The 19,924-nt window shown below is 65.4% G+C and carries 15 protein-coding genes; 10 read left to right on the forward strand and 5 right to left on the reverse strand.

The annotated features are described in order from the left end of the window. The first annotated feature begins 16 nt into the window (after nucleotides 1-16). The 10 genes from GX515_08110 (at nucleotide 17) to GX515_08155 (ending at nucleotide 14,162) form a co-directional block, all read left to right on the forward strand. Nucleotides 17-880: a conjugal transfer protein TraF gene (locus GX515_08110; protein ID HHY32962.1), complete on the forward strand. Its 864-nt coding sequence runs from the start codon at nucleotides 17-19 to the stop codon at nucleotides 878-880. Nucleotides 881-1,147: 267 nt separating this feature from the next. Continuing rightward, a complete protein-coding gene (locus GX515_08115) occupies nucleotides 1,148-5,476 on the forward strand; it encodes a hypothetical protein (protein HHY32963.1) in 4,329 nt (1,442 codons plus the stop codon). 177 nt (nucleotides 5,477-5,653) lie between these two features. Continuing rightward, complete coding sequence (locus GX515_08120; protein ID HHY32964.1) at nucleotides 5,654-6,361, forward strand: hypothetical protein; 708 nt, start codon at nucleotides 5,654-5,656, stop codon at nucleotides 6,359-6,361. A gap of 555 nt (nucleotides 6,362-6,916) precedes the next feature. Beyond that, the gene (locus GX515_08125) at nucleotides 6,917-7,846 is read left to right on the forward strand and encodes an IclR family transcriptional regulator (protein ID HHY32965.1); all 930 of its coding nucleotides are present in this window, start codon (nucleotides 6,917-6,919) and stop codon (nucleotides 7,844-7,846) included. 125 nt (nucleotides 7,847-7,971) lie between these two features. Beyond that, nucleotides 7,972-9,258 carry a 3-phosphoshikimate 1-carboxyvinyltransferase gene (gene aroA / locus GX515_08130; GenBank protein ID HHY32966.1) on the forward strand — a complete coding sequence of 429 codons (1,287 nt, stop codon included), beginning with the start codon at nucleotides 7,972-7,974 and terminating at the stop codon, nucleotides 9,256-9,258. 66 nt (nucleotides 9,259-9,324) lie between these two features. Next, nucleotides 9,325-10,464, forward strand: a complete 1,140-nt coding sequence (locus GX515_08135; GenBank protein ID HHY32967.1) for an ABC transporter substrate-binding protein — start codon at nucleotides 9,325-9,327, stop codon at nucleotides 10,462-10,464. A gap of 299 nt (nucleotides 10,465-10,763) precedes the next feature. Beyond that, complete coding sequence (locus GX515_08140) at nucleotides 10,764-11,639, forward strand: branched-chain amino acid ABC transporter permease (protein HHY32968.1); 876 nt, start codon at nucleotides 10,764-10,766, stop codon at nucleotides 11,637-11,639. 106 nt (nucleotides 11,640-11,745) lie between these two features. Beyond that, the gene (locus GX515_08145) at nucleotides 11,746-12,696 is read left to right on the forward strand and encodes a branched-chain amino acid ABC transporter permease (protein ID HHY32969.1); all 951 of its coding nucleotides are present in this window, start codon (nucleotides 11,746-11,748) and stop codon (nucleotides 12,694-12,696) included. Continuing rightward, complete coding sequence (locus GX515_08150) at nucleotides 12,689-13,456, forward strand: ABC transporter ATP-binding protein (protein ID HHY32970.1); 768 nt, start codon at nucleotides 12,689-12,691, stop codon at nucleotides 13,454-13,456. Before GX515_08145 ends, GX515_08150 begins: the two co-directional genes overlap by 8 nt. Further along, nucleotides 13,449-14,162 carry an ABC transporter ATP-binding protein gene (locus tag GX515_08155; protein HHY32971.1) on the forward strand — a complete coding sequence of 238 codons (714 nt, stop codon included), beginning with the start codon at nucleotides 13,449-13,451 and terminating at the stop codon, nucleotides 14,160-14,162. Before GX515_08150 ends, GX515_08155 begins: the two co-directional genes overlap by 8 nt. Nucleotides 14,163-14,408: 246 nt before the next feature. Here GX515_08155 and GX515_08160 read toward each other — a convergent pair whose 3' ends face one another. The 5 genes from GX515_08160 to GX515_08180 form a co-directional block, all read right to left on the reverse strand. Beyond that, nucleotides 14,409-15,194: a DUF3307 domain-containing protein gene (locus GX515_08160; protein HHY32972.1), complete on the reverse strand. Its 786-nt coding sequence runs from the start codon at nucleotides 15,192-15,194 to the stop codon at nucleotides 14,409-14,411. Nucleotides 15,195-15,266: 72 nt separating this feature from the next. Next, nucleotides 15,267-15,929, reverse strand: a complete 663-nt coding sequence (locus GX515_08165; protein ID HHY32973.1) for a SatD — start codon at nucleotides 15,927-15,929, stop codon at nucleotides 15,267-15,269. A gap of 819 nt (nucleotides 15,930-16,748) precedes the next feature. Continuing rightward, nucleotides 16,749-17,639, reverse strand: a complete 891-nt coding sequence (locus GX515_08170; GenBank protein ID HHY32974.1) for an ABC transporter permease subunit — start codon at nucleotides 17,637-17,639, stop codon at nucleotides 16,749-16,751. Then, nucleotides 17,636-19,039 (reverse strand): ATP-binding cassette domain-containing protein, encoded by a 1,404-nt coding sequence (locus tag GX515_08175; GenBank protein ID HHY32975.1) that lies wholly within the window; start codon nucleotides 19,037-19,039, stop codon nucleotides 17,636-17,638. The genes GX515_08170 and GX515_08175 overlap by 4 nt, the downstream gene beginning before the upstream one ends. Before the next feature lie 346 nt (nucleotides 19,040-19,385). Further along, the coding region (locus tag GX515_08180; protein ID HHY32976.1) for a class I SAM-dependent methyltransferase at nucleotides 19,386-19,924 on the reverse strand (539 nt) is incomplete at its 5' end.

The following is a 19,924-nucleotide window of genomic DNA, read 5'->3' on the forward strand; positions in this document are numbered from 1 at the left end:
GAATGGGGGCGAGGAAATGCGAAGATCGCGACTAGCAACGGTTATCCTCGCTTGCCTCTTGGCCGTGGTCCCCGCTTCGGGGGCCATGGCCCAGGGCGAGCCTGTGGGCACAGCAGCGTTCATGGATATCGGCTTGGGCGCGCGCGCCATGGGCATGGGCGGCGCGTTCGTCGGAGTTGCGGACGACGCCACGTGCGTCTACTACAACCCCGCAGGCCTTGCCGCTTTGGACGGCAAGAACGTGACCTCCTTCTATACAAACCAGCTCGGGGTCGCAGGCTACCTGGGGTTGGCGTACGCGCAGCCTAAGTTCGGCGCCGCCTTACTCAGCTTGAGGGCGAGCGTTCAGGGGACCGACGAGTATGCAAACCCCACCGAGGTGTACACCGTGGGCGAGACCGCGCTCATGGCCTCTGCCGCGACCACATATCGCGGCCTTCACCTGGGTGGGACCGTCAAGTACTACAGTCAGTCCCTGCCGGACCTCACGGGGTCGGGGCTGACGTGCGACGTGGGAGTTCTCTACCAGGCGGACGGCTTCAGCGTCGGTGCCGTCGGCCGCAATCTCCTTGGATCGGTCAGGTACTCCAACAGCACGAGCGACGCCTTTGAGAGGACGTTCGCCGTCGGGGCGGCTGCCACGCTCCAAGAAAACGTGACTGTCGCCGCGGACTACGACACTAGCGGCGCGTTCCACCTGGGAGGAGAATACCTCCTGTCGCCGTTCGCGCTGAGGGCCGGGGCGGTGTTCCAGGAAGGACACATGTCGTTCACCGCGGGGCTCGGGTTCAAGTACCAGATGTTCCAGTTTGACTACGCGTACCAGACTCACGAGACGCTCCAGGACATGCACAGGCTGTCCATAGGCATCAAGTTCTGACGCGCGGCGGCATTGAGTCTCCGCTGCCGCAGCGGGCGGGGGCGCTCACACAAGACGCCCCCGCCTTCCCTAGGTAGAGCGTGCCGGTGTGTCCTCCTGCGCGACCGAAGACGCGCTGCGATTTGGCTCGGCGATCTCTCAACCGAGCGGGGGCCGTAAACGGGGCTTGCGCCCAGTGAAGCCCAGGGACGCAGGGATGACCGGGCGACCGCAGATCCGGACCGAGGGCGCCGCGGAGACCGCGGCCTCATGTGGGGGTGGGGCTGGATGAGGTGGATCGAGCGCGCCGCGATGAAGGAGTCAGGGGCGACAAAGGGGTTAAGCACGTTGGCGTGCCGCGCCGTGTTGGTGACGCTGATGACGGCGGCCGCCTGGGCCTGGACGTGCGCGTGGGCCTGGGGAGGGTGCGGTGCGGCGGCGGCCGAGGTCGGCGCGGGCCTCGACGTGTCCGGCGAAGCCGTTTGGTCCGCGACTTACGCCGCGGGCGATCCGGAGGGCCTCAAGGGCCTGCAGGGATACGCCATCAACACGCTGATCGCGTCCCAGACCCTGCGGCTCTCGATATCAGGCCAGCTTCCTGGCGGTTTCAGCGTGACCGCATCCCTCGACAACTATAGTTCAAGCAACCTCCAGCTCGTGCGCATAGATTTCTCGAACGAGACCATCTCCGGGCGATTCGGCGACTTCGCCTACGCGACCGCGAACCCTTACGTCGCGCGCCGCCTCACGCTGCGTGGCGTGCAGGTCTCCGCGAAGCTCGACGACTTCACCCTCGGGGCCATCGTCGGGCAGGTCAAGGGCATCCCGGCCTCGAAGACGTTCAAGGGCGCGTCCAGCAGCGACACCACCGTCTTCAGGCACGACGGTCCCTACGCTCCTACTCGCGAGGGCGCCGTGCTCGTGGCCTCCATGGGCGGCGCGGAATCGTACCGCCTGTCCGGCTCGTTCGATCCCGATTTCATGGAGGTCGAGCTGCGCTTGGACGACGCGGTTCCCGGCGCGCGGCGCACCCTCCTCGATCTCCTTACGAACTATGACATGGCCTACCTTTACCGCGAGTCCGATGACGACGACGGCGTCGTAGCCTCGGGCGATCTGAGGGAGCTCGACCGAGGCAAGTACACCGTCGTGACCGCCGCTGACGGCGACCACCTGGTCCTGAGGCGCGAGGCTCTTGATGTGCTTCGCGACGAGGTCCGCGACCTCATCGGGGAGTACAACACGAAGAACCGCCTCACCGGGGTGGACCAGAAGGTGTATCCTTTCGTGGTGGGCAGCGACTCCGAGGAAGCCTTCCTCGAAGAGCTTTGCCGCGACCATTCGTGGCTCGTCGCGGGGCTCCCCGAGTCCGCCACGAAGGTGCTCGATAATGCGCTTGCGGGCTACTCGACCGGCAGGTTCTACCTCCTTGGCCACGAGCGGATAGATATCGAGTCCGTCCGGGTCGACGTCCTCGCCTCTGGGACGTACACCGACGCCGACGCCGTGCCGGGGCTCTCCTACACGGTCTACTACGATCAGGGCGTAGTGGAGTTCTCCTTCCCCGCGGGCGCGCCCGAGGCTTATGATGAGATCCGTGTTGGATACTCCTACTCTGTCACTGGCAACGTCTACACCCTCGGTATTTCCGTAGCCCAGGGCAGCGAGCGGGTCTACCTCAACGGCGAGCTTCTCACGAGGGACGTGGACTACACCATCGACTACGAGGCCGGGGTCTTGTTCATGCTCCGCGAGGTGGGTCCCCAGGACGTCGTGAAGGTCGACTATGAGTACTTCGTGGGCGGGCTCGGGGTGCCCGTGGAATACAAGCGCATCTTCTACGGCGGGTCCGTTGCCTGGCAGCCTTCGCCCGGCCTCAAGCTCGCGGCGGACGTCATACGGGCGCAGGACCTTGCGACGCCTCTCGTCGGGTCGGACCGGGCGCGCACCATGCCCGGGACGCACACCGTGGCGGGGGTGTCCGCCGACTTAAAAGCCGGGCGGCTGAGCGTCGACGCGGACCTCGCGTACAGCCACGAGGTCTTTCCATACGACGACAACAGCCGCAGGAACACGTCCAACCGCATAAACGACGCGCTTTTCGCCACTGATGACGCCGGCGGCGAATACGTGCTCTTCGCGCATCAGAACGGTTTTACTTCGTACAGCCTCGCGGACGGCAAGTGGCGGCAGTACTCGCCCGCGTCGGGCCTTGCGGGCTGGACCGTCTTCGACATGGCCGCATCCGAATCGTCCGGGCTATGGTTCTTCGCAACGGAGTCGGGGCTGACGACGCTCGACGCCAGGGTCGGGCCGGGGCACGAGGCGCCCTTCGACCGCGTAGAGAACTGGCGCCGCTACTACGAGAGCGATGGCCTGCCCAGCTCGAACACGCTATCGGTCGCGGTGGACGATGACGCGGCTCGTGGCCGGGTGTGGGTGGGCACCGACGCCGGGCTCGCGATGGCGAGCGCCGCGACAGGGACCATCGAGAGCTGGGAGGTATTCGACCAGGGGTCGAACCCCGAGATGATAAGCGAGGTCATCACGGACCTTGCGGTCTCCGAGGTTACAGGCGATCTCTACGTGGGCACCCCTGAAGGCCTCATGTCATTCGATGTGACGACCGGGAGGTTTGTAAGGGAGTTTGAGGGTGCGGCCGTCATGGAGATCGCGACGCTGGCCTCCCCCGTAGGGGACGGGGACGTGTACGTCGCGACGGACTCCGGGGTCCGCTTCAGACGCGAGCCCGACGGCGAGTGGCGGGTGCTTGCGGGCACCGAGGGCATGGAGTGGAATGCGGTCCGCGCCGCCGGCGGTGCGCTGTGGCTGGGCGGGGCGGACGGGCTCTACCGGTACGATGGCAACGGCGGCAATGGCGGCAACGGTGACGACGGCGGCTCTGTGCCGGAGCGCGTGGCTGCGACAGCCGGCCGCGTCATCACGGCCGTGACGGGCGCGGGTGGGGTGCCCGCCGTGGAAGACGCGGTCTGGGCGGGGGAGGAGGCCGACGAATTCTATCGCCTCTCCATCTGGAGAGCCGCGCGGCCGTACGAGAGTTTTGCCGAGTATCCCCAAAGCACTACGGGCATCTCCGGCGAGGACCAACACAGGTACGCGGACGTCCCTGCGGGCGAGCATACCTACACGGGTTTCGCAGGCGCCTTCGGGGCGACATTCGACGTCGGCGTGGGGCAGGCTTACGCGAGCTACGAGCGGGTGGAGCCCACGTTCCTCCCGGTGGGGGGACGGGGGCGCCAGGACCTCACCCAGTTCAAGGTGGGTGGCTCGTACCCGGTGTGGCCGAATCTCACCGCACGCGTGGAGCACGCCAGCCGGGCCACGCGCCCTGCGGACATCACCCCCGGCGACGATGACGATGGCGATGCCGGGTCCGCATCCGGGGCAGGTTCGGGGTCCGTGGCCGGGGACGACGGTCTTCTCACGGTAACGACGGACTCGGCGGGCATCTCTTGGGACTTCGGTCCCGAGGTGGACCTGGCTTACACCCTTGAGCGGATGGATCGGGCCGTCCGGGAGGGGCTGGAGGCCCAGCGGACGACCTACTCCGTCACGGTACGTGAGAGCCTCGCCGCGACGCGGCTCACCCTCGGCGCCGGGTACGAAAAGACCATCTACGACGATTACGAGAAGCCCGCGAGCTCGTACGTCGCCCACAGCGTCAGAGGCGACGTCACCTATACGCCCATTGAGACGGTCACGCTGAGGCTGTACTATCGGTTTCCCGTGCGTGTGGTCGCTTCGGACGGGCGCGAGAAGGGGAGTCGCGACGTCGGCGGCACGCTGTCATGGGCCGACAAGCTGGGGCCCGCACGGCTGAACGTGCAGCTGTCCCAGTACTCGCGCACCGACGTCCCGCAGGATGAGACCCGGGTTCAGAGGCGCGCCGTGGCACGGGCGACCTTCGATACATTCCAGGTCCGTGCGCTGAAGCTCACACCGTCTGGGGGCGTGAGCTGGGACTACCTCGAGCCCATCCGCGGGGAAGCGCGCACGGTGCTCGCGGGCGACGCAAGATTGCGCGGGGAGCTAGCCGCTTGGCGCACGGACTTGAGGCTCAGGCGGACTGAGACCGCCTATCGCGAGTCAGAGAAGGTCAGCACTGCAAGCGAGGTGTCGGCGACCGCGACGTACACTGGCCTCCCAAGGCTTACGCCGAGCGCGGAGACCACGTGGCGCGACTCCTCCCACACCAGCCCGACCCTGGGCGAGAGGAGGTCGACGTCCCTGGCGTCCGCGATGCGGCTGAGCTGGTCGGTCAGCGAGGCCTCGACCGACGTGTTGAGCGGCTGGCGCAACGCGACGCGTGACGCCGGGTCGGACCTCGTGACGTACGGCGTGGGCAACGACTTCACATACTCGCCGGGGAAAAAGCTCTCCACCACGCTCACTTCGTCACTGGAGCGCACGTCCGGCACGAAAAACGACGCGGACTTCTACGAGACGAAGGCCAGAGCCGACGTGAGGGTTGACTGGCGGTTCAGCGACACGTGGCGGGCCTCGCTCAGCCTGGGGTACATCCGCGGTGTGAGCAGCGATATGAGCGAGGGGTTCAATACCTACACCGGCACGCTGAAGGTCATCGCCACCTTCTGACCGCAACCTTGCGGCCGCAAGCTGTCTCGGCCCTGTCGACGCTCGCAAAGAGTCGCTGGGGTCGCGCAAAGTGGCAACCCCGGGCTCTCGAAGTCTAGGCGGAATATCCCGTCGAGGCGGCTCATATGTAGTAGCGGACTAGTCCCGCGAGAACGAGCCGACCGGAGGCGGGCGCTTATGGACGATGCCGCTGACATCCGCGTGGTGGCGGAGGAGTTCATCGAGGTCAACGAGCGCAGGAAAGAATTGGAGAAGAGGGAGGACAGCCTCAAGGAGGTCCTCGTCCGGTACTTCGAGGAGACAGGCGAGAGGCAGCTCGATACGGACCGCGGCACGGTCAGTTACCTCGAGTCCAAGAGAGTTGAGTACGACATACCGTCGCTGCGACGGGTGCTGCCTCCGCACCTCTTCGAGCTAGTAACGAAGGTCTCGGTGAACGACTCCATCCTGTCCCAGCTCGCCGGCGAGGGCAAGGTGGACGCCGCAGCCGTGGAGCAGGCAAGGAAAGTGACGATCGTCCACCGGGTCGTGGCGCAGGCGCGGCCCGTGTCGGCGGCGCCCGCGGCGCCGGCTGACCGAACGCGTGCGGTAGCGATGACGGCTTCGCCCGCGCCATCGCCCTCGCCCGCGTCCAAGCCCTCCGGGCCGGCGAAGCCCGCGAAGGCCTCAGGATCGGCGTCTGCAAAGCCTTCAAGGCCAGCGAAGTCCTCCAAGCCGACTGGACCGGCAAAACCCGCCCACCCTGCTCACCCTGCTCAACCAGCCCGACCGCCCCAACCGGCGCAACCGGCGCAGCCCGCCGAGCCCGCTCAGCCGGCCAAGCCTGCTCGGCCTCCCCGTCCAGCTCGGTCCGCTCCCGCGCGCCGCCCCGCCTCTACACGTTAGCCTGCGCCGCACGTTAGCCTCCCCAGAATACGGGCCGCCTCCGCGGTCGGCGCATGGTCGGCCGACAACGCGCCCGCCCGTTCGCGCCGCGTCGTCTCGTCAACATGCCCTTGACCCACGTTCAGCCAGCCCGGACCCCCGGCCTGCGTCATCTGTCCGCACTTACCGAACGCTCTCTTGGTCGAGTCTCTTGCAGCGGCCGCCGTCGGTATTAATTCCCTGCTCCGAGAATGGGAGTGGGGTGCTGTTTTCGTCCCCTCGATGGCGGCGGCAGCTGGCCGCCACGGATGACTGCCTTGAGAATAGTTGGTGGTTGCCGTTTTCATCCTCTCCATTCGATGTGGTCGGATGAGGCCGCCCGCGGGCCGGCATGGAGAACTACTTTGAAAACAGCAGTCCGTTGCCATTGTCGTCCTCTCGATGGCGCCGAGCGCAAGCCGGCACAGACGACTTGTATGGGAACATATGGCTGCGCAGGAACTAAAATTCAAAGAGGATTTTCCCGAAACACGTAGAAGCAAAGCATTGTCACGGCATGAGAGCAGCTTTCACAGCGTGAAAGCAGAGGTGAATGCGATGGACGCTCACGCGAACCGCCAGGCTGAAGCGGAGCGTGCTGGTGCTTCGAGCGGAGCGGCCCGCGAACCCGGCGATGCCGGCACGGGCGGCACGGTCGCCAGGGGCGACGCCAGCAAGGGCGACAGGGACGACAGCGTGAAGACGGTGCGTGCGGTTGAACGCGCTCTCGACATTTTGGAGTGCTTCAACTTTGACCGGCGCGAGCTCACGCTCACTGAAATCGCCCAAAGCACCCACCTGCCCTTGGCTACCGCGTACAGGCTGGTGAAGATACTGGAACGGCGCAGGTGGGTGAGAAGCATTGGAACGGGCAACCGCTATCAACCGGGGCTCAAGCTCCTTGAGGGTGGCGCGGTTGCTCTATCCGGATTCACGCTTAGGGAAAAGGCCCAGCCCGTCCTTGACGCTCTGGCCTCCGAAACGTCTGGCACGGTGCTGATGGGTGCCGTGTATGAAGACCGGCTCGTGTACATAGACCGTCGCGACAGCAGGGCTGAGCTAAGGGTTGTATCGGCTATCGGTCAGGTGAGGCCTGTTACTTACGGCATACTTGGGAAGCTGCTCCTCGCGTACATGCCCGAGGAATACGTCAGGGGAGTGCTTGCAAAGACCCCCCTCGAAAAGCGGGGCAGCCGGAGCATTGTTTCCGAGGAGGAGTTTCTGGATGAGCTCGCGCGCATCCGACGCAACGGGTACGCCACGGCGATAGATGAGACCATGGACGGGGTATCGGGAGCAGCGGCGCCCGTCTTTGGAATGGAGGGAAGGGTCATAGCCGGGCTCGCGGTGCTGGTCCCCACGGTGATGTGGACCGGCGAAGCGCCCGAGCGGGACCTCGAGGCGGTCCGCCGGGCTGCTGCGAGGATATCCGAATCCATGGGATATCACGGTCAGCCGGCGCGGTGAGGGCGCCTGTCTGCGTCCCAATCACTCCGTGCACCCCGCGCACGCCGCGCTCGAACCGCGCTACATTCACACACATGGACGGCCCAGAGATTGTTGAAAGAGTCGCAGGTAGGAAGGGATGTACGATGAAGCTTCGGGTCACTCCAGGAAATCTTAAAGGCACTGCAAGAATCCCAGGATCAAAGTCCAACACCACCCGTGCCGTAGCCATCGCCACAATGGCCGAGGGAACCTCGGTCATCGAGAACCCGGTGCCAAGCCGGGACTGCCTATCGACATGTGAGGTCTGCCGCGGGTTTGGAGCCCAGATCGAGAACCTCCCCGATCGCTGGATCGTTACTGGCGTAGGAACCCCGCGCCTTCCCTCCAATGTGCTGGATGTCGGCAACTCAGGCACCACCCTGTACATCGTGACGGCCATGGCCGCCTTGATCCCAGACGGGTACACGGTGATCACCGGCGACTACCAGATCCGTTATCGCCCCGCCGGCCCGCTCCTTGGCAGCCTGGTCACCCTCGGCGCGACGGCGTTCTCAACCCGCGGCAACGGGAGCGCTCCGTTGGTGGTAAGGGGCAGGATAAAGGGGGGTAGCACCACGCTTCCCGGGATCAACTCGCAGTGGCTCACGCCACTCCTTCTCGCGGGGCCACTGGCCGACGGCGCGACGGAGGTGATAGTGGAGAACTTGCAAGAGCGGCCATACATCGCGATGACCCTCGGGTGGCTCGAACGGCAGGGCATCCGGTTTGAAATGGATGGCATGCGCTGGTTCAAGGTGTACGGCGGACAGCGGTACCGCCCCTTCCACGAGACAATCCCCGCGGACTGGGAATCGGCTTGCTTCCCGTTGGTCGCGGCGGCCATAACCGACTCGGACGTTACGATCCTCGGCATGGACACCCGTGATTATCAAGGTGACAAGGTGATCATCGACATTCTCCAAGAGATGGGCGCGGAGGTTGAGGTGCGCAACTACGGCCTCGACGGGATCCGTGTCAAGGGCGGCCGCGAGCTCCACGGGGTTGAGATCGACTGCCGCGACATCCCGGACGCGCCGCCAATCCTTGCCGTCCTTGGCACCCAAGCCAGCGGACGGACCGTCCTTCGGAACCTTGGCGCTTCGCGCCTGAAAGAGACAGACCGTAGCCGTGTCATCGCAAGAGAGCTCCGAAAGATGGGGGCGCGCATCACGGAAGAGGCGGACGCCATCATCATCGAGCGGTCTGAGCTGCACGGCGCGGAGATATTCGGCAACCACGACCATCGTATCATCATGGCGACGGCCGTCGCCGGCCTCGTCGCCAAGGGCGAGACGGTGATCGATACAGCGGAGTATTACGCCATATCGTTCCCGACGTTCTACGAGGTCATGACCGGGCTCGGACATCCTCTGGAGAAGATCGAAGACTGAAGCCGAACATGCCAAGTCATCGAGCAAGAGCCGCAGGCTCGAATCAAAGCAGGAGGTGTGCAGGAGATGTCGAGAGTGCTGAAGAAGACGTTGCTTCCCTTGTTCCTGGTGATGCTCCTTTCGCTGTCGCTTTCTATGGGCAGCGGCGCATGGGCCGCGGGGACGATCAAGATCGGCGTGATCACACCCCTTACCGGTAACCTGGCTTCCATAGGTAACGCGGTGGCCGAAGGCATCAAGCTCGCAGTCAAGGTCGCGAACGATTCCGGAGGCGTCAAAGGCAACAAGCTCGAGCTCGTGGTGTACGACGACCGAAACGTGCCCGAAGAGGCCGTCTCTGCGGCCAAGAGGTTGATCTCGGGCGACAAGGTCCCGGTGATCATCGGTGCCGTCGGGTCCTCTCCAACGGCGGCCGTTCAGCAAATCACAATGCGGGAGCACGTGCCCCTTATAACGCCAGTCTCCATGACCCCGAAGCTCACGGAGATCGGCGATAAGTACATGTTCCGCGCGACCGCAACCGCGGCCATGAGAGAGACCGTGTTTGCCGAGTTCGTGGCCCGCAAGCTCAACGCCAAGACGGTGGCTTTCATAGCAAGCAACGAAGACCTTGGGCGTTCCACGGTCGAGGCGGCGCAGCAGGAATACGCGAAGTACGGAAACCCGAAGACCGTGTACACCGCGTTCTTTGAGCCCACGGCCACCGATTTCTCTGCGGAGCTCGTGAAGATCAAGGCTCTCAAGCCCGACGTTGTGTACATCGTGGCCGACTCGGTGCGGGCGTCGATCATAGTTAAGCAGCTCCGGGCGCTCAACCTCACAGGTAATATAGTAGCGTCCGCTGAGGCCGCCACCGATGAGTTCCTGCGGCTGGCAGGCCCAGCGGCCGAGGGAATATACTTCCCGCTGGACTGGTCCGTGGACTTCGACGATGCGAAGTCGGTGGAGTTCCTGAAGCTGTACAAAGCCGAATACAAGAAACTGCCCGAGACCAAGTTCGCGGTCCAGGGCTGGGAGGCGGCATGGCTCGTCATCGAGGCGCTCAAGGGCGCGAAGGACTACACGCCGGCGAGCGTGCGTGACGCCCTGAGCAAGGCCACCTTCGATGGGCCGCGCGGTCATCTCTGGTTCGACGAGAAGGGTCAGGTCCAGATCGACAGCCGGATCGCCGTGGTGAAGAACGGTAAGTTCGTCATCTCCAAGTGAACACGGTGAAGGCGATCTCAGGGAAGGGGAAGGCCTGGAGGCGACCTCACCGAATCTAAGGGACCGCATTGTTGTTGCCGGGCGGGGGGCAGGGGATGAAGCAGCGGGGGGCCGCATCCGCGTGGCGGGCCGCGTGGCGGGTGCGGCGGGCGGGTGCGGCGCCCCCTGCTGCCCGGCGCTGCTGTCCTCGTCCGTATCGTGGTCCGTATCGTGTCCCGGCCGGCGCTCTTTCCGGGCTGCCTCCGTGCCAACAGTGCAGCGGCGCGGACCATGCGAAAGTGTGAAAGAAGGGATCCTTTGTGTTTTGGCTCCTGGCGCAACAGACACTGAACGGCCTGGTCATGGGGCTCGTATATGCGCTCCTAGCGCTGGGGCTCACCATCAGCTTCGGCATTGGGCGCGTCATCAACTTCGCCCATGGGGAGCTGTACATGCTCGGTGCGTTCTTCACATATCTCGCAGCTGAACGGGTCGGCTATCTCGGCGGGATAGCGGTTGCTCTCGTGGCGATGGCCATAGCCGGAGTGATGACAGACCGCTTGGTCCTGCGGCCACTAAGGAACCGCCGTGCATCCATCTGGGCCCCGTTCCTCGCCACCCTGGCCGTCTCACTCGTCGTCCAGAACGGCGCGCTTGCGGTGTTCGGTCCGGACCCGTACCTCCTCAGCTCCCCTTACGCTTACGAGCCTATCGTCCTGGCGGGGCTCGTGATTACAAAGCAGGATATCCTCATCGCAGTCGTGGCCGGCCTTGCAACCTTGCTGCTTACCGTGTTCATCAAGCGCGGGAAATACGGGCTCGCCATGCGGGCCGTGGCGCGAGACCGGCAGACCGCTGCCTTGATGGGCATCGATATAGATCGCGTTTACATTCTGACGTTCGGCCTCTCCGCTGCGCTCGCGGGGCTCGCCGGGGCGCTCGTGGCACCGAAGGCCACGGTCGACCCGTTCATGGGGCGCATGGCTCTCCTTAAGGGGCTATCCGTGGTGATCCTGGGCGGGCTCGGGAACATCCCCGGTGCGATCCTCGGCGGCCTGGTGCTGGGCGTGGCCGAGGCGCTGGGCGCGGGGTTCATCTCCGCAGCCTACAAGGACGCCATCGGCTACGCGCTCATGGTGTTGGTGCTTCTCTTCCGGCCCGAGGGCCTGTTGGGCCGCAGGATGAGGCGCGCGTAGCCAAGGCCGAGGAGACGAGGGGAGGGCGTTGCGCCCGGACCCTGACGCGGACCGGGGTTCAGGAATGAACTCGAGGCAGTTGAGGCAGAAACGAGGGTGAAACGTCATGAAGCTTTCCCACATCGTCGCTATCCTGGCGATCGCAGTCGTCGCCGTGGCGTTGCCGCTAGGTGTTGCTAACCCGTATTACCTACACACCGGCATCGCCATGATGATCAACGCTGTCCTGGCGCTTTCTCTTAACTTCATCCTCGGCTACGTGGGGGAGAAATCGTTGGGGCACGCGGCGTTCTTCGGGATCGGCGGTTACACGGCCGCCCTTCTCTCGTTGAACCTGGGATTTCCGTCGTGGGCCACCCTCCTGGGCGGGGGGATCGTCGCGGGCATCTTCGGGGTGGCCGTTGGCTTTCCGACCCTGCGCCTTCGCGGCCCGTATTTCGCCATAGCCACCCTCGGCTTGGGTGCCATCCTGCAACTGGTCGCGACTAACTGGACGTCTCTCACCAAAGGGCCCATGGGCATACCCGGCGTTCCGCCTCTGGCCTTCGCCGGTTTTGTTTTCCGCGACGAGCGGCCGTACTATTACGTGGCCCTCGCGCTGCTGGCCCTCACGATGTATCTTACCTGGCGCTTGGCGAGCTCCCGGATAGGGAGGGCGTTCGTGGCCATGCGCCAGAACTTCGACCTGGCCGAAGCCGTAGGTATCGACACTTTCCGTTTCAAGCTCCTCGCCTTTGTTTTGGGGACAGTCCTCGCGGGTGTCGCCGGCGCCTTCAACGCTCACTACACCAATTTCATCAGCCCGAAGGCGCTAGAGTCCTATATCACCCTAAACGTCGTAACGATGGTGATCATTGGCGGGGAAGGGACGCTCATCGGGCCCATCCTCGGGGCCGTGCTCGTAACTCTCCTCCCCGAGGTCCTGCGAGTGGCCGACAACTTCCGCCTCGTGATATTCGGGCTCATACTCCTGCTGACCATCATTTACGCGCCGTCGGGAGTGGTGGGTCTGGCCCGCGCCGCGCTCCGCAAACGAGGGGGCGAGCAACTTGCCTAGCCAGCTTCTCCAGGTAACCGGCTTGACAGTCAGGTTCGGAGGCCTAGTCGCAGTCGACGACGTCAGCTTCTCCGTTCCGGAGGGAAGCGTCACCGGGTTGATAGGTCCCAACGGAGCGGGGAAGACGACCATATTTAACGCGCTCACCGGTTTCCTTGTGCCGAGCGGCGGGCGCGTGGTCTTCGCAGGACAGGACGTCACGCGGCGCAAACCACACCAGCTCGCTGCGCTGGGCATGGTTCGAACCTTTCAGCATACGAGCCTCTTTCCGGACCTCACCGTTCGCGAGAATATATGGACAGCCATGCACCTAAGGCTGCCCGACACTCTATGGAAAGTGCTCGCGAGCCTGCCCCGGCGCTCTGTATCCATCGAGAGGCAGGTCGACGAGATCCTTGATCTCCTTGAGCTTCGGGACCGCGCGGAACAGACCGCGGCCAGCCTGCCGTACGGGGAACAGCGGAAGCTCGAGATCGCCCTGGCGCTGGCGGTGAAGCCGCGGCTGCTGCTCCTCGACGAGCCCGCGGCAGGCATGAATCCCGAGGAGGCCCAGCGGCTCACCGAAACCATCGAGCGGCTGCGAGGTCTGGGCGTGACCGTGCTTCTCGTGGAGCATAACATGCGCCTCGTGATGGGTGTGTGCGACTTCCTGCACGTCATCGAGCACGGGCGCAAGATAGCCGAGGGCCCACCGGCACAGGTAGCTCGAGATCCGCGCGTGATCGAGGTGTATCTTGGGAGGAGAGGCGCCAATGCTTGAGATTCGCGATCTCACTGTGAATTACGGACGCGTGCGGGCCCTAGACAGGTTGAGCCTGACGGTGCGGGAAGGGGAGATCGTAGCCCTTGTGGGCGCGAACGGCGCCGGGAAGAGCACCCTTCTGAAGGCCATCTCCGGCTTGGTGAGGCCTGCGGGCGGCGGCATCGTCTTCCTGGGCCGAAAAATCGACGGGCTTTCGGCCCACGAGATAGTCAAAGCCGGGATCGCTCACGTGCCAGAGGGACGCCGCGTTTTCCCCGATCTCACCGTCAGAGAAAACCTCATCCTAGGGGCTTTCACCCGAAATGACCGGGAGGTCGAAGCGGATATAGAGCGGATCTATGGGTACTTCCCGGTCCTGGGGGAGCGCCGATCGCAGCTCGCGGGCACGCTGTCAGGCGGAGAGCAACAGATGCTCGCCATAGGCCGGGGCCTCATGAGCCGCCCCAAACTGATGATGCTGGACGAGCCCATGCTCGGTCTCGCGCCCGTGATGGTGGACCGGGTGGCGGACATCGTGCGGCAGCTCCACGAACTCGGCATCGCCGTGCTCCTGGCGGAGCAAAACACCAATGTTGCCCTGAGCGTGGCACACCGGGGCTATGTCGTGGAGACCGGGCGCGTTACGGCGGAGGGCGATGCGGCGGATCTCGCCAACGATCCAGCGGTGCGCGAGGCTTACCTCGGAGTCTCCGCCTCCCAATAGCAACGCCGAGCGCACGGACAGGGATGCAGGCCACGCCGCGCCGGCCGAGTCAGTCGCAGTGCTTGGGAGGTCCAGACCGGGCGGTAGCAGCCCGCTGGCCGGCTGGACGATTCCCCTCCAGTTGTTAGGACATCCCGTCACATCCTGGCGCCCCCGCCGATCGCGCGGGCGTTTGGCTTGCTGCCGAGCATCACAATAGCGCGCAAGCGGAGCCAAAGCTCGCAGCGGTACGGAGGTACACGGAGACTAGAGCGCCGGTATGAGCGCCTTCGTAACAATGCCTACAGCGAGGGCGATGCACGCGCTCGTGAGCGTGCCCACGAGGTAGTACTCCGCGAACCTCATGTCGTTGAGCTCCTGGAAGCGCGCGAGCGACTTCGCCGTGAGCACGAACGCTATCGACGGGAGGGCGTCCACGAGCACGAGCGTGAGCATGAGAGCCCTCTCCACCATGCCGATGTAGCGGCCGGCGCTCGTGGCGAGGCGTGGCTCCACGCCGATGGAGAACGCGTCGAGCACGCGCCGCACGAAGACCGCCCCCGCCAACACGGCGACGACGTACGCGATCGCCACGATCAGCACGCGGTCAAGCGATATGGCGACGGCTTGCCCTGCGGCGCCGAGGGCCGCCACTGTCTTGGGGAGGAGCAGGCCCTTATAGAACCACACTACCTTTTCGGAAGGGCGCATCATGCGCGCAGGCGTGAGCTCCAGCACGGCAAGCAGCACGGCCACGTGCGCGCACTGGTCGGCCACAAAGAGGCCTAACGCGCGTCCTGGGGAGGCGCCGCGGTCAGCAGCGTTCTTGCACCAATCTATGATGGTGTGAGCGGCGGCTACCGCCGCGGCCAGAAAGACCGCCGTGGCCAAGCCGTACGGGTGGAAGGCGACGGCCGCACACGCAAGCACGACCATGCCGTGGCGCAGGTATCCGCTGATCCTGCGCCTTTCCTTTCGCTCAACCATGTCGCTCGGCTGAAGCATGAAGTCGGCGATCACATGGGCGAGGAGGCCCAGGAGCAGGAACGTCACGCACATCAACCCCTTTAACCCGCTTAACCCCGCCCGGGATGAAACGCGCCGGTTCGCCCTCGCGCAGGTGAACTATTGCTTGGCATACGCCACTTGACCGAGTCGCCGGAGCGCCTCCTCGCCCTGTCTCACGGCAGGCCAGCTCGCGGCCTTGCACCGCTTCTGGACGTTCTGCAGGGCGATCCCGAGCGCCCTGCCTGCGGCCTCGTACGTGCCGAGCCGCTCGTAGCGGTCAATGGCCTCCCACTGCGCGCGGGTCCACCGTCGCTGAATAGCGTCGCTGAGAGCCCAGATAGCGTTGGCCGCCTCATCGAGCAGCGGGTCGCCGCAGCGCGCCGCGGTGCGTGGCACGGTGCCCTTGCCGAGGGACTCCAGCGCCTCGCGGGCCCGCGTGAACGCGGAGCCATTCATGTCCCACGAGGTGATGGAGCCGTCACGCGCGCCCGCCACGCCGGGCATGCCGGGCTCGCTGCTTTCAATCTCGCCGACCCCGACCCCTATCCGGAGCCGCAGCGGCAGGCATGCGAACCTGAGCTGCCGCACCAGCTCGGGTGCTTGAAGCGGCCCGCGGCAGACTGCTTGAATCTCATCGCCGCGAGACAGCGAGAACGTTGTCATCAGGAGGGGATGGGTGATCGCTGCGACCTTGCTCGGCAGGGCAGCGAGGAGATCGCCGGCCCCCCTGGACCGGATTATGTCGGCCGTGATGACGGTTACCAGCTCCAGCTCTTTCACCCCCAGCGACGCGACCGACCTGCTTTCACCTTGGCACCGGTGAGGCTTCCCGGGGCGCGAGCCCTACCTAAGTGTGTCGCCAAAAGTTCGCGCTACATTTCGGCGGGGCGGTCCTGCCCAGGGTTGCCGGTGTTGCCCTCCGGGGACGGCGCGCTTGCGGCGCGCCTCGTTCGAATTCGGCGCTTAAGACAGCCGAATTCTCCACGCCCCGTCGTGCAAGCACCGGCAACCCTAACGCCGTCAAGAAAGGAGACGAAAACTTATGGCGCCATACTTAGGGCCGGCGGCGCGCCGGCCGCGCACTAGCTACGAGCCTCCTGGGATAGGGTTCCTGCGCCATTCCCCGCCCCGCGGACTCCCGGGCCTCCGAATGCCCGGGGGTCGCAAGCGGGCAGAAGTTCCGCGCCGTTCGTAAGCCGGATGTTCGACCCCTAACTTAAATCTTCGACGTTCTGTGGCGAGCCTCCTCCTCCCCCGACCTCCTTCCATCCTTCCTCTGCCTTCCCCGCATTTCGCTGGATGCTCGACTTGTCCACATGCCATCCCGGCCCCGCTGAAGCCCGCGAAACACCGTTGCTGGGGTTGCGCGGATCGGCAGTTACTGGGGAAATCCAACAGGCTCCGCCAGGAGTCCGCGCTACTTGTGGGCGCGGGGGGCCATGGCCAAGGTTGCCGGCGTTGCCCTCCGGGGACGGGGCGCTTGCGGCGCGCCTCGCTCGGATTTGGCGCGCGGGGGAGCCCGATCCTGCACGCCTCGTCGTGCAAGCACCGGCAACCGTGGCGCCGTCAAGAAAGGAGACGAAAACCACAGCACCATACTTAGTCCGTGCCGAGCTCCTGTCGGCTGAAGATCCGGAACGAGCACAAGACGAACACGGCGAGCCACACGCCGAGCACCACGAACGCGCCTGCGACCCCTGCGGCCGACGCCGCGGACGTCACGGCCGCCTGTCCTTGCGCCTGGGTAGCCTCTGCTGCTTGGGAAAAGCCTCCGCGCTCGATCACTGCCGCGAGCCTGTTCACGTTGTACCCAATGGTGTAAGGTGCTATCTTTGCTACGGCGGCGAACCGAGTGGCGAGCGAGCCCACCAGGCTGCCTTCGAGCAGGAAGACCAGGATGCAGATGGCGGTCGCGGTGGCAGACGATCGCGCTGCCCCGGCCACGCACACGGTGAGCGCGGAGTACAGCACGAGAACGAACCAAGCGATGCCGGCCCCTTGGGCCACCTGCGCGAGGAAACTCAACGTGAGCGCGTCGAGGTCAGCCGCGCGCCCGAGGGCTGCGGTGACTATCAGCGATACCACGGCTCCGCCGAGGAGCCCGCCCGCTAGGAGGAACAGGCATCCTGCCGTCGCGCCCGCGAGCTTTGACGCGACGTAAGCCTGCCTGCCCATGCCCATGGACACGAGCTGCTTTGCGGTTCCCCAAGCATACTCGTCACCTGCCAGCCGCGCGGCGAGGATGATGGCGAACAGCGGCCCGAGCGAGGCGATGAAGCTGAGCGTGGACGGGATAGACCCTGGGAACGACGTGGCCGCGACGGCCTGCTCCCGTTCCTCGGCCGCGATCTTGCGCGCGTCCGGCGAGGTTTCTACCCAGTAGGCCATTGCTGCGATCATGAGGGCTTCGAAAGCCACCATGATCAGCAGGAGCACCCAGGTGACGCGCATCCGCCTCAGCTTGAAAACCTCAACGGCAAGCCACCTCACAGCCGTTCACCTCGTTTCATGTCGTTCCGTGCCGTCGCGCAGCGCGTCCGCCCGGCAGCACGCTCCCCTTCGCTGACGGTGCCGCCGCGGCCACTGCTGCCATGAGCCCCGGCCTCGTCATCTACTGCCCGTGCGCTGTCGTTCTCCCCCTCGTGGCCCTCTGCTAGCACGTCGAAGAACACATCCTCCAGGACCGCGCGGCGTGGCCTGATCTCGTAAGCAAACAGGTTATGCGCGGCGAGCTTGGCATTGAGATGGCTCGCCACGGCCCGGTACGCGAAAAGGCCCTCGGGATCGCCCCTCCCGCCGCTGCGGCCCGCTTGCCCATGCAGGCCGACGGACGGGGCTGCCGCTCCGCCCAGGGACGGCCCGGGGCGGTTGCATGGCTCATATTCAACTATGATCCGCTCTCCCTCGCGTCGGACGCTGCGCACGCGCGGCGTCGGCCGTTCGCCGCTGGTCTCGCCGACACACTCAGCACCCCTCGCACTCGTCCCATCGACCCCGGCACCCAAGCGGCTCTCGCCAAGGCCGCTGCTGCTCTTGCCGCTCTCACCGCTTCTAGTCGCCGCGTCGCTGGCGGCGGTGCCTGCCTGGACACCGACCTCCAGCAGCAAGATCCGCTCTGCCTCATCGGGGCGGTCCACGGCGATTTCCAGGGCAGGGGCCGCGCAGAGAAGCTCGTCGACTCGTCCCTGGGCAAGCACGACCCCACGCCGCAGGATCGCGACCTTGTCGCATATCAGCTCAACCTCATGGAGCAGGTGGCTTGAGAGGAACACCGCCTTGCCCTGCGCCGCGAGGGCCTTCATGAGGTCGCGCATCTCCTTGATCCCGGCCGGGTCGAGTCCGTTCGCGGGCTCGTCGAGGACCAGTACCACCGGGTCGCGTAGCAACGCGAGCGCGAGCCCGAGGCGCCGGAGCATCCCGTGGGAATAGCCCCGCACCCTGTCAGTCGCACGTGCCGCAAGCCCCACGAGCTCGAGGACCTCATCGATCCTGCGCGGCGCGACGCTGCCCAGGGCTGCCGCGAAAAGGCGCAGGTTGTCGCGGCCGGAGAGATACGGATAGAACCGCATACCGTCGAGGAGCGAGCCTACGTGACGCCGCAGCGCGGGACACGCCCACTCAGCCTTCTGCCCCAGGATCTCGACGCGGCCGGCCGTCGGGCGGATGAGGCCGAGGATCATATTGATCGTCGTGGTCTTGCCCGCTCCGTTCGGACCGAGGAAGCCGAACACCTCGCCCGTCTTGATTTCGAGGTTAACCGAGTCCACGGCCTTGTGACGCCCGAAGACCCGGGTTAGGCCTACCGTGCGTATTGCGACCGCGCCGGCCGCCCGTCCCCTTCCCCTGGGACGACCCGGGACGTTACCGAGCTGCTGAAGGCCCAACTCCATTCCCTCCTTATCTGCACGGGTCATCCGTGCCGGGCGCCCCGTTGTTGTGCTGCGCCGCACGGTTCCGCGCCGCATTGTGCCGTGCGCCGCTGCGCCACTCCTCGGGACGGTGCAGAATCGCGCTGCCGTCGCTGTGCTGCCCCGCTCCCAGTCGCGCCGTCCTGCGATCAGGGCTCCACCCGACCGCCAGCGCGCCGTCCCGGCACCGCTGTCCCCGTCTATCCCCAGATGTTGCCATCCAATCAGATTAGACGACCCCGGCCGTGAGATATTCGGGCCTCACTTACGTGGCAACGCCTCTGCTACATTCCTGCTCGCACGGAGCTGCTCCCTTGCTCCCGCACCGTTATCGTTCGTCTTTCTGCCCCGGAAGCGCGCGCACTTTCAGGGCGTATACTTCCATGGCCCCCAGGCGGCAGTCGCCCGGACCATACGACGTAAGGTTCACCACGTAGAAGCCCGTTTCTGCGAGAAGGCGCGAGATGGTCGCCGGGCTGAAGTAGTGAATGTGTTCCGGGGGCTTGGCCTGCCAGAAGGCGGCCTTTGCCGGGTCGCAGGTTTCGGGAGACGGGCACGGGCAGTCCGCGTCCGGGGTGGCGAGCGCGAGGACTCCGCCGGGCTTGAGGACGCGATTCGCCTCCACGCACTCCTGCCTTGGGGAAGGGACATGCTCGAGGAGGTCCCACATGGTGAGCGCGTCCACGCTTTCGGACGGTATAGCGGCTTCGCGGAGCGTGCCCTTGACGACGTTGAGCCCATAGTGCTCCCTCGCGAAGTTGACCGCGAACTCCGACACGTCTATGCCCAGGCAGTCCCAACCCCGGTCGCGTGCGGCGCGCAGGGCAAAGCCGGTCGCGCAGCCGACGTCCACGAGGACCCCGGGCG

Source organism: Bacillota bacterium (genome assembly GCA_012842395.1).
In the GTDB taxonomy this organism is placed as follows: Bacteria; Bacillota; SHA-98; order UBA4971; family UBA4971; genus UBA6256.